A 12,208-nucleotide genomic window follows, 5' to 3' on the forward strand; every position below is an offset into this window, starting at 1 on the left:
AATGCGCCCCGGCCAAGCGGCCCGTAGGAGAAATGACTACAAAAGGCATGGCACCACATTTCTGTTCGCCGCCCTCGATATTGCCACCGGACGCATCGTTGGCAGATGCTACAGGCGCCATCGCGCCGCCGAGTTCCGCAAGTTCCTCGACGAGATCGAAGCAAGCGTGCTGTCTGGGCTCGACTTTCACCTCGTCATGGACAATTAAGCCGCGCAAGGGCGCACTCGGCATTGGATAACACTTGGGGCAAGGTCACTTAACTAGAGTTCGAACAGCTTCCGAGGCGTGCTCGTAAGCACTTCAGACCCGGTCTCAGTCACCCGGAATGATTCGCCGATGACGTAGCCGAAATCTTCGTCCACCCAGTTACCCAGCATCAGATGGAAGGTCATATTCGGCTTTAGCTCCGTCATGTCTCCGTCTCTGAGACTTGCGGTTTTCTCGAGCCAATTGATTCCGAGAGAGTAGCCACAGCGCGACTCCTTCGCGAGGCCGTGCTTCTCCATGGTACGATAGAAGGCATTTGCGACATCGCTGCAGGTTGCGCCGGGCCGAACCGTGGCAAGAGCAGCTTCGAGGCCAGCCACCTCCGCCTCGTGCATGCGACGCAAACGATCTGAGGGCTGGCCAATCGAGAATGTGCGCATGATTGCGGCACAGTAACCCAGACGCTTGCCGCCAAGTTCGAGATTGATCTGCGAGCCCTGACGAAAGACATCGTCGGTCCACCAAACATGCGCCGTAGAAGTCCGCGGCGAGGCACACAAATAGAAATGCTGCAGTCCGGTTCCTGCCTTGCCATTGGCGCCGCGAATGAGAGTGCCCACGATCTCCGCAGCGGCGTCGGCTTCGCGCATACCCGGACGGATCACTTCAACTGCCCGCGCGATTGCCGCGTCCGTGATTGCGGCAGCTTCCTTCATGATTGAAATTTCTAGGTCAGACTTAACGATGCGAACCCAAGCGACCAGGTTTGAGCAATCGAGGATTTTCGCATTCGGCAGCCGCGCCTTGAACTTCTCTATCGTCGGCGTCGGAAGAGCACTCTGCTCAATTCCCAAGCAGCGGTTTGAAACACCGAGTTCATTGATAGAATCAATAACCGCGTCGTAGCCGTCCTTGTCAGGATTGGCGACGAGGTTCTCCGGATAGCCAATGACGCTGCCGCGCTGAAGGAAGGTCTGATGGTGGGCCGCCGGCACATCCATCTTGCGCACGATAAAGGCCGGCTCCTCCTCGCGAAGCGAAACGATAAGCCCCTGCGGAATGGTGGTTGGCGCACCCCAGTGACCCGTCAGATATGTAAGGTTCGCGACATCAACCACGAAGAGCGTCTCGATGTCGAGCCGCGCCATCTCCGATTTGACTGCAGCGAGCCGCCGCAAATACTCGCTCTTGGGAAAGCCTTGCGGCCCCTTGGTGATGGTCATTCGCTCTGCGCTCTTTGTGACGGTCACATTCTACACATCCTACACGACCTGATGTGGTGGCTTTAGCAGACACAGTTTCGACGTGAAGAATCGGCTTGGCAAAGAACTCTCTCATTGTGCACGTCTCGAATAGCCAATTGTCTTTACCATAGAAGCGTCGCGTCAACCGCCGAAGTGGTGAGCGCCAGTTGCCGAGAACATACTCAACAGCGCCGCTGTTTAGCGACAACAGATTTGGGTTCACTAGAAGTGTCCGCGAGAAATCAGTTTTCACCAACCGTTTGGCCAATGACCGCATTCAGGTTCAAGGACTGAGCTGCCCGCGGCAAGAGAGAAAACATCTCTCAAATCGCTCGTGGCTCAGTTCTCTTACCCGAGAGCACGGACCAGCGAACCTACTGATGCTGGTAGCTTGTGGGCGCGCTAAGGAGCACGCATTTGGACCGGTGTGTCGGTTGCACTCTCGGCCGCTCCGACATCTGATAACAAGCTCCGAACGGCGCTGTCGTTGCGGCTGCTCGCGTGTCACCACTGCCTTAATCGTCCAAGTGAAGCGTAGCGCAGAGGTCCATCCGGCCGGACAGGATCGAATTTACCCAATGTTGGCCAGAAGCGTAGAAAATCCAATATTTGGTCGGTGCTGCCTCGCCCTCTAGGTATTCGACCAGCAGCCATTCCTCCGGCCGGTCCTGGGCGAGCCAGTAATCTAGATGTGCCGGACGGACGCGCACACGAGCAAAGAGCGAAGACAAGCGTTATGCACCTTCACGCCACGTAATCTTGAAGCAAGTATGCGCTGCTAGACCGATCGGACTTCTTCGGTCGGTGTTTGCTATCACGCCGTAGCAGTTTGGACCTCGTCCGTTCCCCCGACCGCTTCTTCGGCGGCCGCGGTCCGGGTCCTGGCGCCCGTACCGAGGTCTGTGGCAAGATGCCGGCCACATTGCTCAGGCCCAGCGCAAATGATCAAGTACAATTTCCGGCTTGGTCTTGAAGGTGATTTCGTTGGGGACACCGGCTTTGCGCCGACGTGCACGGTTTGATAAATAGAGCCGATAAGCCACCGGCAAGCTCGCATGATAGTTCGCGAGCGAAAGCGTCACGGCAACGTTTTGCATCGAGCGTGTGAAGCGAGGCATCAATCCTCGGTACCAAGCCATCGACAATTTGGATGCGATCGTCGTCGCCACCGCTCGAACTAGCCTAGCCGCAACACAGTTCAATGCCAAAGTTCATCATGACATAGTGATTCTCATTGGCTCCCCTAGGAGCGCAAATGGGAAGCTGTTTACAGCTCAGCCTCTTCCGCATGAGGTGAACCTAGGCGACCCCACTCAGGCCCTTCTCTCGATTGGCTCAGGAGCCATTTTAAGGCACTGCGGCTCGCCGAAGCGGAACTTAACCCCGTCTGTTCTGGGAGTGCCGTGTGTGCGCAAGTTATTCGATCGTTCTGGCACCCCTTAACATTATTCAGAGAGATCAGCGCTTCAATGTCCCTTGAAAGCGGGTTTTCGCTTCTCCTCGAACGCACGCACACCTTCCTTGTGATCGAACGTCTCTTCTGTCTTGACCACGTTCTCGGCCTCATAGTCCAAGGACTCGAACAATGTTGAGTTTACAGCGTTATCCAAATTGTCCTTCATAAAGCCGAATGCGATTGACGGCCCCGCTGCGAGCGAGGCCGCTAACGAGAATGCGACCTCGAGTAGTTCTGTGTCGGGTACCACGCGGTTCACTAGGCCGATCGCTTCCGCCTTCTCCGCATCGATGCGTTCAGACAGCAACATCAGTTCGCGCGCGCGAGAAACTCCTGCCAACCTTGTCAACAGCCACGCAATTCCGTAGTCGCCGGATAAACCGAGCCGCGCATATGCAGTTGTCAGAATGGCTGATCGTGCAGCAATGCGGATATCGCAGGCGAGCGCGAGCGCCAAGCCTGCGCCTGCGGCCGGCCCCGGGATAGCCGCAACGGTCGGCTTTCTCACCGCGACCAGAGCGCCGGTAAGCGCTCGCTGTTGGGAGCGCAGGTCGGCGACGCGGTCATCGAATGATAGCTCTGGCTCTGCCGAATTCTGCCCAAAGCCCTTCACGTCGGCACCCGCGCAGAAAGCTCTTCCTGCCCCGGTAACAAGGATCGAACCAACTTGCGGATCGTCACCAAAACGTTTTATTAACCTGCGCAATGCAGGGAATAGCCTCTTAGAAAGAGCGTTCCGTGTTTGCGGTCGATTGAGCGTCAGGATAGCGACACGATCGCGTATCTCCGTCAACAACTCACCAGTTCCTGAATCGATTTCCAATGACATATTTTTTCCATCCGATGTGGCGCGCGCGCACCCGTCTGACTCTGGGGCCATTCTGGAGTTATCGAATAACGTTGTAATGGCATCTCAATTGGCGTTTTCGTCGCCCTTGGTCCCTCGAGTTCAGCCAGGTGAGCACCGGAAACGGTGTGGCAAACTTGGTAGCAAGTTGGCGGCCCGCACACCCTGGCATCCCGCCTATGGCTGCTCCTCATTTGTGAATGCAAGATCCATCAGAGTCCCCTACGGAACTGAGTAGCGAATCGAGATCCCTCGCGGGAGTGGAGCAGCCGTGAACCGGTCGGATGATGCCAATGCGCTTGGGATGAATGCCGTCTACCAGAAGCCTATTGGCAGCAGCTTGCGGGGACAAATGATGCGGAGATTCCGATGCCATTGTTGCCATAAGGAGACTTGTCGCGCTGGAGGGATGTTGCTCTGTACTACCTATTGTCGTGGATACAGGTAGCAACGGCCGTGCCAGAGCGCCATCACGCTAAGCCTATGATTCGGCTCGATGAGGTCCGGCGCGGCAAGAAGTGGCCGCTGTTTTGAACCCGACATCGGTGTTCCCGTTGTCACAAACCGGACAGCGGAAGCGTGCCGCGACGTTCTTCACGCTGCTGGCAGAAGCTGCCGGAACAGACTTTGGTAAGTTCTATTAGGAAATTTACATAATCGAGTAGCTCGGCCAATTGGCTTTGCCCGCACAGATCCGGGTGGCTTTCCCGCACTCAGCTATTCCGACGATAACGCGCGTTATCCGGCTGCGCCCACTCGCGGGTAATGCGTGGAGTTGGCAAGCGATAGCATTCGTCAGGGCTCGAACTCGGAGCCGGCTCTCGGGTCCGCCCGCAGTAACAAGTAAAGCTAAGCAAGCAAAATTTGCAGCCGTCCCTCGCCGCGCCGCGGTCGCGAAAGCGCCGAACCGACCAAACGCGATCTAGCGCATCTTGCTCGTGATCCGTTCGCCGCGCTCAAGGACATCGGGCCGCAATGACGAGGATTGTCGATTCTGTACAGTACCACCCGCAGCAGCTACTCATGGTCACCGCGTCGGACAAGCTGGGAACGTGGGCAGCGACGTCCCAGTTCACATGCTAGGTCATGATGGCCTTGCCATACCGGTCCCATTTTCACGATCGGCTCGGTTCGAGAGTGTTGATACGATCTGGCGCACCGGGCGACGACAATGACAGATCCTCGGCTTTGTCAAGCGTTGCAACTGCGACGTTCGCTGGAGTGCCGCGGTCATCTGATGCGCAAGGTCGAAGCGCGGATCATAGCTCAGCGCCGGTCGCGCACTGAGCCTTCTTGGGCGACGGAGGCGACCAGCGTGCCGTCGGCCTTGAAGATCATCCCGCGCGTGAGACAGCGTCCGCCTTGCGCGCTCGGTGAATCATGCGCGTAAAGCAGCCAGTCGTCCGCACGGAACGGCCGGTGAAACCACATCGCGTGGTCGAGACTTGCGGGCATCATCCGCTTGTCGAATGGCGTACGACCATAGCGTGCCATCGCCGCATCGAGTAGCGAATAATCTGAGGCATAGGCCAGCGCACACATATGGAGCGCCGGATTATCAGGCAGTCTCGCGGCGGTCTTCATCCAGAAATGAACGCGGCCATCATCGATTGCCTGGCCGACATAACGGTCGATTTCAACTGAGTACAACTCCAGAGCATAATAGCGGCGGATGAATTGCGGAGTTTCGTCAAGCATCAGGTGCTTGGGCAGCTCCTCGGCCGTGATCTTTTCTGGCGGCGGCACGTCAGGGATTTTTTCCTGATGGTTAAAGGTACCCTGCTCCTCCGCATGGAACGACACCATGATGCAGAAAATCGCCTTGCCGCGTTGGATCGCGGTAACGCGCCGCGTCGAATAGCTCCTCCCATCGCGCAGGGGCTTGACCCGGTAGATGATCGGCACCTCGGGATCGCCGGGCAGCAAGAAATAGCAATGCAGCGAGTGCGGCAGCCGGTTCTCCAGCGTGCGGCACGCCGCGACCATCGCCTGTCCGATGATCTGGCCTCCGAACACCCGTTGCGAGCCGATGTTAGGGCTATCGCCTCGAAAAAGGTTCTCTTCGATTGATTGCAAGTCGAGGATGTCGAGTAAGTCGATCAGGCTTTTGGACATTGACATGTCTTCAGTTTGTCGGTTTCACCGCCGAATGGCACAACTATGACCCACATCTTGAGACGGGGCTCGCTTCTATTGAGCGCCCGAATCACCGCAATGGCCATTTGTTCGGTATCGGCGTCACGGAACGCAGCCAGCTTCAATTCATGAACCGCCTCAAAGCTGCTACAGCTACGGCACTGAAGTGGATAACCCAGACGTTCATTTGAACTTCGAGAGAGGAACGGAGCGAGCAATAACAGTCGATCCGTCACCGTCCTCAGCAATCGGCGTGCCGCCCCAAAAACGCAGCGGGCCAGCTTCGAGAATGTCAGTCCAACCGCTGCATGCCGAGCCCCGCGGTACAGTTTGGCTTTCACGTTGCACTCCGAACATAATGAAGGTCTTTGAACCGACACGGCTAACACAACCGCAACCACGGTCGCTTAAGTGTACGGACATCCTTCGAAGCTGCCATCACGGCTGGTGCGCAAATAGCCGCAATCGGGTACGCCCGGCACCGTGAAACGAGTTATGCCAGATCCCCGAGCAACGACAGAGAGAAAGTTTTCATAGTCCTTCGTGCCGGGACACGATCCGGGCAGTGAGGGACCTCAGCTTCCTTCTGGCTATTAGAATAGTTAAACACGATGCACGCCCTACCTTTGGCCAATAGTGCCGCGGTGGCCGCTCCAACGCCGGACGCCGCCCCCGTCAAGATCACGCGCAAAACATCCTTCGACATTGTTCCCTCTCTTGAGCATTCAAGACGCACGCCGGTTGGCCACATCGCCCGGCAGATTCCATTGCTTACTCCTGCTTTGTTGCCGGCCTCGACGTGAATCGCTGGCTCTTAGCCGACCACCCGCGCGCCCGCGTGCGCTGAAGCATGTACCCCGGTTGGAACGAAATCCGCGACCAGCAGGCTCTCCGGCTATCAAAGTGCTCCTGCGACAAAGGCCAGCGGCCCTGGGAGTCGAGAAGCCGATCAGCGTCCATGCTTGCGCGCCTGCCACAACCTTGCGCACGTCTGCCGGTCGTACAGCCGCACGTCCGCTCTGTTGAGAACAAGCCGGGTCGCTCGCCTGCTCCTAATGCCAATCCTCCTGGTAGCGTCAATCAGACCTGCCGAACTCTCAACCGTTAGCTTTAGCTTTTATCCGCCCGACGTAAACTTTGCGGCATGAGCTTCTCGCGCACGTCATCTGGGTGCATTACCCGCACCCGATCCTCTCGAGAATCACTACGGCCCGCTGCACGAGCTTGGCGTTCGTTGCCAGCCGCCCGTTGGAACGTACAGGTTGTCGACCACATGTACGAGTCGCTCAAGCGCGCCAGGCATTCAGTCGGTAATGGCGGCAGCGGAGACTCCGGCCCACCCAGTACGATGGCGCAGCCCGGCCCCGCATCCGGTTAATTGCCGGATTCACGTCCGACTTCCGAATGCGTTGCACCACTTCTCGATATAGCACCGGGTCCCGGGAGCTCTGCCGCGACTTGAGATCACGCATTGGATGTGCACGACGGTGGCCCCCGCTCGCGCCGCCTCGTCGCAGAGTCTGCGATTTGCGCCGGGGTCACTGTGGACATTCTTCTGCCTCGGCGCCTCTCCACCTCCTGTGATCCACAGGTGATAAATCACCTCGGGAAATCATTCCACCTTCTCCTCTCGCTGCAGCTACCACGACAACGCATGGTCCGACTGTGACAACTTCGTCTCCTGATGTTTATCCGTTTGGCGTGTTCTCTTTTTTGGAAAGCCAAACGACGTCAGCCCATTAGCTAGAATTAGGCGAGCGCTTCTCGCCATAAGGCCAAGCCTCGGCTGCGGCAGTGCTGATACCCGCAAGCGGCGTGCCGTTCGCTAAATTGCCCGCGGGGTTTTCCTGGCGAGAGAAAGCACGTGTATCTAATGGCCCGCTCTTAGAATGACGCAGCTGGTCGTCAAATTTCGGACATTGCCGTATTTAACCGGACAGCGCTGGCATCGGGAAATGGAGTCCGTAATTCCGGTCGTCTCTCTGCCGAGCCTGCGCGACTGCTTGGATAAGGCGGCCTCAGGCCATTTCATCATTCGGAGTTTTCCGGGCGCCGGCATCGGGCGCATTCAAGCCGCATTCATTTGATCGACGAATCATTCGGCGAGTCCACTGAATGATCCCGCGTTCGTTCAGGAGAGCTTGAAGCGGGATCCGCTGGTGACTTATACGTTCCTAGAAGGCGCGGTGCAGACCTGATCAAGTTTATTTGGCAGGCGCGTCTCTGTTCTCGAGCCGCTTTCTGTGGCCATCACTGGCGGATGGCGTTTTCACGATCAGTGTTGCGCAAGTGTCCTATCTCCCCTCCGGAAGTGACTGGCAGATGCCGCCGGAAGCCCAACATCCGCAGTCTTCTAAGCTGTGGTTGCTTGACTCGTGAAGCGCATCTGGCGCGATCTTGGCGGAGAAGTCATCGTGACTACGCCCTCCGATCCGCTTCCCGCCGACCTTGCCGCCACGTATCCGCTGATTCTGGCGTAGCGCGAGCAGCCGACACTGGTGAAGAGCGAAGTCACCGACGGCCCGCTGGAAACCGAACGGCTGAAGCTGATGCTGGTCGAGGGACGGCGCGATCAGTTCGGACAATGTTCTGACGCATCGGGCTGCCTTCGAGCAGTTCTAGCTTGCAATCGAGGATATTGAAGAGATTCAGGCCGTTGGAAAGCTTAGCGCCGCAGCAAGCCGCGAGGCGCAAGTAGTCGTGATGGCCGGCTAGTGTGCGCTGCGACCCCGATGCCATACCGCTTGCCGCGTTGGTCCTTGCCAAGTCGGCCGGTCAGGACACTTTGGCGGTACTCGTCGGGTTGATGTTCCCCGACGCCGGACCTTTAGTTCGAGAAACCAAGGCTGTAAGCCAAAAATTCCGCGCCATCTTTGATTGGAGATGCAAAGGTCTCGTTTCCTGGGTCGCGGACCCAAGAAACTCTAATTCGGCTTTGTCGTTTGTGTCGTAGGCACCAGTCCGCAGTTGCGGCGCGACGATCTCTATCACTTGTCCAACTGAAACCCGTTGTCGTTCATAAGCCAACCGGCTATCAGAATATTGTCCCGGACGACAAGATCAAAGCAAAGTGTGCCGAGCGTGCGCCTCCCTAGGATTGGCTTGGTCCGAGGGAACAATGACGAAGGTTGCGACAGGCTAGTGCTGCATTCGGGAAAGAGCTCAGAGCCGATCACGAGACATACACCACTGGCAGCCATATGGGCGAACAAAACAGCGTTGATCCCTGTAGACGCCGCACATTCCGCTACCGCTTTGTGCACAGGCATTGATTGAGCAGATAGAAGCTTACCCTGCTTGGACTCATTGCCAGATACCGCAATCCACATAATTAAGGGGGTTGCGGCTGGCTTTCGGATTTCTGCGCGGGCTGCCGTCGGCGGTGAGATATTGCCTCTGATCTTGGATAAGCTCGGCGCAGGACATTCCACATGGTTTGACCCTCCGCGTCGAGTGGATCGCATCTCCTTCAATGTTCGACTGAGGAATAGGACGCGCGATCAGTGTGATTTCGATTCTGCTATCGTACGCTTCACGGCCAAACGACATCCATATATTGTCGCCAAGGTCGTACTGCATGCGGTTTTGTGTTCGCGGTGGCGCCGGGGCGCGAGCACCACCTCTGTCAGAACCGTTGGATCCGTCGGGAGACGATCAGGCAAATCTTCATAAGCAGCATACGATACATACGCGCGCCTCCGGCTCGCCTCATCGCGGCAAAGTCGTTCCGATCCCAAGCGCTCGAGCTTTTCGGATCGCCAAATCCGCCAATGCCAGATCTGCGATGACAAACCCTCGGAAGCTGAACAAGGCCCTAGTTGGGGCGGTAGCCTGAGATGAATCAGAAACAAGATGTACGAGGTCATCCTGGAATCTTACGGATTCGACGTATCGACCTGATCCATCCACCGGTGAGGAATAATGCTCCAAAGTATCTGTGACAAGTTTGTCGAAAGCCGTCAGCGTTTCCGGCCGCCAACTCCTGCCCGCATCGACGGCCGAAACGAAGGACGAAGGCGGCAACAATCGAGCGTCCAAAAACGATTTCAATCCGGGCGAAGGCGGAACCATGGTGACCACGATCTCGCTTTCGCTCAACAGCGTATCGGGATCATTGGGGATGATTGGATCGAGTCCTTTTTCTGATGCTACAGTTGCGGTTCTCTCGGCAGAACCGACGTTCCGACTGAAGAGATAGATCCTGCGTAGCGACGGAAACAAATCGACAAACGCGTCAAGATGGCTAAGCGCCTGCAATCCGCAGCCGATCAAGCCAATGCTAGCAGGGGCCTTAGGTGCGAGATAAAGGGCTGCCGCCGCTGAAATTGCCGCTGTCCTTATTAACGTGATGGAATTTCCATCGAGAACAGCGATAGGCAGGCTCGTCTTGTAGTCGCTCACACAAACTAGACCGTTTACTGTCGCCTGCCTCTGATTCTTCTCGACTGGAGCAACCGCCACCCATTTCATTGCAGCCAGGCTGTTAGTCTCGGATGCAGCACTCATCGTGATAAACCATGAACTTGGGCCGGCGGTGATGACCGATTTCGGCAAGCCAATGTTCCGGCCAGACGCATTGTCGCGAAAGCCAGCAAGGACCACTTCACGCGCCTCACGAGGCGAAATTTTCAGCTGCCGGATGTCGGCGTTCGAAAGGTAAAGCAGTTCGGCGGACATGCTCGGGTCTTTCGGATGAGGAATCAGCCCCTTTCCAAGTCATAGCGGGGTCCTCAAGCCCATGGTACCTACCTAAGAAGGGAGCTTGCGACTCGGTACCTGCCAAGAAGAGAGCTAACAATGCGCCGTAGCAGCGCGAACGGCGTAGAGTTTCATGGGAAACTGATGATTACCAAACAAGGAGTCGTGCCGAGTTATTCCGTCTGATAAAGACTTACTGAGGGCGTCTCAACGGACAGCAAGCGAAAAATCGTTCAGCTTCAGTTCGTTGCCCATTTTCATGCGGCCGAAGACTAGGGCCGACAGATCCTGTTGCTCTGGCCGCCACACCAGAAAGCATGTTGAGCGGCGCTTTTCTGTGAGCTTCGTTGCGTGTCGACGATGCGCGCTGGATTGCAACGCCACGAGCTAGGTCCTACTCGGATGAGATAGCATTTATGATAAAGCCTCTCTTTCGGAGGACAATTGTCTCTAGATCTCCGTCTGTCTTTCAAAGCTCGTGTTGGATGAACTGAATACCGGATTTTTTGGCGAAAACGGCCAGAAATTGATCGGGGCCAGTGGCCGTGCTCGGACAAGCCGACGATCCGATGCCCCTATTCAAAGTCAATCTAAAGCAAGCTGCCACTCAACGAAAGGGGCAGCCCAATGGCCTTCGTGATCTTCCCAAAAATGAAATGATCGAGCTGCATTAGCTCCTATCGATCGGGCGGATATAGCCCCTGGCTGAGTAAACGACGTCGATTATAACAAGCCCTCGATATGGGGAATCTTTCCCATGTGGCTCTACGCCTGTTGCACAGTGGTGGACGAGCGCAGTTTCTGAGCGTGTGAAAGAAGTCTCGATCGCAGCATCGTCTCTTAGCAGTCGCCGTTGCTGCTCACTGAGGCTAGGGGCCAGCGAATTGCATCAGCTTGCGGTAGTCCGCCGAGGCATAATGGTCGACTGCATGAGCAGTTACCGCACCGTTCGCGTCTGGCGCGCGTTCGTCAGCGCTGGGACGAAGAGCGGTTCCGCCGGATCTTCAAGCGGAGAGCCGAGGCCTGCCTGAAGGCCAAGTTCGCGACGGCCGAAGTGGACCACATCGATGCTTCGCTGATCCGCGCCAATGTGAGCTAGCTGGGAGAACGTCGCCTAGCGGCACGTCGAGAATGTGAAGAACGAGAATCAGCCGGAGGAGAAGACTGAGTTCGAGAAGAACGGCCGGCAAAGCGGCAGGTATGAGGATCTGCACTACGGATCCCCAAACGAACGAGGGCGAAATGATCGAGGCCCAAGTGGACGGAGTCAAAGCCGTGACTGGAATCGATATCAAAACGGTCAAGCCGGATGCCGGCTATGCCAAAGTCTATGGCGCTTTTGATCGATGCTCTGATCTCGCCCAAGGCCGAGCCGGTCAAGAGCTGCGTACCGCTTAAACTTTTTCGGTACGACGTTAAGCATGAATCTTGAGGTGCCCGCGAGGATGTCTCTTGCGCACGGCGCCGGCCGTTTCGGGTCAACAAAGTAACCACTCTTCGCAATGACTACCCTGCGTTGCTCCGTGCCCGCCGCCGGCGCGAGCTATGGAGCAATGAGGATCGACGGCTCTACCAACGCCGTCGTTGGCTTTCCGAAGGCTTTCACGGCGAGGCCAAAA

At 56.8% G+C, this 12,208-nt stretch carries 11 protein-coding genes; 3 read left to right on the top strand and 8 right to left on the bottom strand.

Features of this window, described 5'->3' with window-relative positions:
* Nucleotide 1: 1 nt before the first annotated feature.
* The gene (locus tag NLM27_RS26005) at nucleotides 2–208 is read left to right on the top strand and encodes a transposase (protein ID WP_254146023.1); all 207 of its coding nucleotides are present in this window, start codon (nucleotides 2–4) and stop codon (nucleotides 206–208) included.
* A 53-nt stretch (nucleotides 209–261) separates the two neighbouring features.
* Here the strand turns inward: NLM27_RS26005 and NLM27_RS26010 are convergent, their stop codons facing one another.
* The 5 genes from NLM27_RS26010 to NLM27_RS26030 all read right to left on the bottom strand — a co-directional run bounded on the left by NLM27_RS26010 (nucleotide 262) and on the right by NLM27_RS26030 (nucleotide 6,232).
* Nucleotides 262–1,431 carry a Xaa-Pro peptidase family protein gene (locus tag NLM27_RS26010; protein ID WP_254146024.1) on the bottom strand — a complete coding sequence of 390 codons (1,170 nt, stop codon included), beginning with the start codon at nucleotides 1,429–1,431 and terminating at the stop codon, nucleotides 262–264.
* Nucleotides 1,432–2,378: 947 nt separating this feature from the next.
* Nucleotides 2,379–2,621: a transposase gene (locus NLM27_RS26015; RefSeq protein WP_254146025.1), complete on the bottom strand. Its 243-nt coding sequence runs from the start codon at nucleotides 2,619–2,621 to the stop codon at nucleotides 2,379–2,381.
* Between the two features lie 297 nt (nucleotides 2,622–2,918).
* Nucleotides 2,919–3,737 (bottom strand): enoyl-CoA hydratase-related protein, encoded by an 819-nt coding sequence (locus NLM27_RS26020; protein WP_254146026.1) that lies wholly within the window; start codon nucleotides 3,735–3,737, stop codon nucleotides 2,919–2,921.
* Nucleotides 3,738–5,021: 1,284 nt separating this feature from the next.
* Nucleotides 5,022–5,870 carry an acyl-CoA thioesterase II gene (locus tag NLM27_RS26025; RefSeq protein WP_254146027.1) on the bottom strand — a complete coding sequence of 283 codons (849 nt, stop codon included), beginning with the start codon at nucleotides 5,868–5,870 and terminating at the stop codon, nucleotides 5,022–5,024.
* Nucleotides 5,855–6,232 (bottom strand): hypothetical protein, encoded by a 378-nt coding sequence (locus NLM27_RS26030; protein WP_254146028.1) that lies wholly within the window; start codon nucleotides 6,230–6,232, stop codon nucleotides 5,855–5,857. Before NLM27_RS26030 ends, NLM27_RS26025 begins: the two co-directional genes overlap by 16 nt.
* 1,548 nt (nucleotides 6,233–7,780) lie before the next feature.
* Here NLM27_RS26030 and NLM27_RS26040 point away from each other — a divergent pair.
* Nucleotides 7,781–7,978, top strand: coding sequence for a hypothetical protein (locus NLM27_RS26040; RefSeq protein ID WP_254146029.1), 198 nt, complete (start codon nucleotides 7,781–7,783; stop codon nucleotides 7,976–7,978).
* Between the two features lie 1,216 nt (nucleotides 7,979–9,194).
* Here NLM27_RS26040 and NLM27_RS26045 read toward each other — a convergent pair.
* From NLM27_RS26045 to NLM27_RS26055, 3 genes are all read right to left on the bottom strand, one after another.
* A complete protein-coding gene (locus tag NLM27_RS26045) occupies nucleotides 9,195–9,470 on the bottom strand; it encodes a hypothetical protein (protein WP_254146030.1) in 276 nt (91 codons plus the stop codon).
* 129 nt (nucleotides 9,471–9,599) lie between these two features.
* Nucleotides 9,600–10,568 carry a hypothetical protein gene (locus NLM27_RS26050; protein ID WP_254146031.1) on the bottom strand — a complete coding sequence of 323 codons (969 nt, stop codon included), beginning with the start codon at nucleotides 10,566–10,568 and terminating at the stop codon, nucleotides 9,600–9,602.
* 228 nt (nucleotides 10,569–10,796) lie between these two features.
* Nucleotides 10,797–10,973: a hypothetical protein gene (locus NLM27_RS26055; protein ID WP_254146032.1), complete on the bottom strand. Its 177-nt coding sequence runs from the start codon at nucleotides 10,971–10,973 to the stop codon at nucleotides 10,797–10,799.
* Between the two features lie 858 nt (nucleotides 10,974–11,831).
* On the opposite strand from NLM27_RS26055, the gene NLM27_RS26060 reads away from it, so the two are divergent.
* The gene (locus NLM27_RS26060) at nucleotides 11,832–11,987 is read left to right on the top strand and encodes a hypothetical protein (protein WP_254146033.1); all 156 of its coding nucleotides are present in this window, start codon (nucleotides 11,832–11,834) and stop codon (nucleotides 11,985–11,987) included.
* Nucleotides 11,988–12,208: the final 221 nt, after the last annotated feature.

The sequence above is a fragment of the Bradyrhizobium sp. CCGB12 genome, from assembly GCF_024199845.1.
GTDB lineage: Bacteria > Pseudomonadota > Alphaproteobacteria > Rhizobiales > Xanthobacteraceae > Bradyrhizobium.

What these genes read in the sequence shown, in the direction of transcription:
- NLM27_RS26005 (WP_254146023.1), top strand. Translation starts at nt 2, where the DNA reads ATGCGCCCCGGCCAAGCGGCCCGTAGGAGAAATGACTACAAAAGGCAT.
- NLM27_RS26010 (WP_254146024.1), bottom strand. Translation starts at nt 1,431, where the DNA reads ATGACCATCACCAAGGGGCCGCAAGGCTTTCCCAAGAGCGAGTATTTG.
- NLM27_RS26020 (WP_254146026.1), bottom strand. Translation starts at nt 3,737, where the DNA reads ATGTCATTGGAAATCGATTCAGGAACTGGTGAGTTGTTGACGGAGATA.
- NLM27_RS26025 (WP_254146027.1), bottom strand. Translation starts at nt 5,870, where the DNA reads ATGTCCAAAAGCCTGATCGACTTACTCGACATCCTCGACTTGCAATCA.
- NLM27_RS26040 (WP_254146029.1), top strand. Translation starts at nt 7,781, where the DNA reads ATGACGCAGCTGGTCGTCAAATTTCGGACATTGCCGTATTTAACCGGA.
- NLM27_RS26045 (WP_254146030.1), bottom strand. Translation starts at nt 9,470, where the DNA reads ATGCAGTACGACCTTGGCGACAATATATGGATGTCGTTTGGCCGTGAA.
- NLM27_RS26050 (WP_254146031.1), bottom strand. Translation starts at nt 10,568, where the DNA reads ATGTCCGCCGAACTGCTTTACCTTTCGAACGCCGACATCCGGCAGCTG.
- NLM27_RS26060 (WP_254146033.1), top strand. Translation starts at nt 11,832, where the DNA reads ATGATCGAGGCCCAAGTGGACGGAGTCAAAGCCGTGACTGGAATCGAT.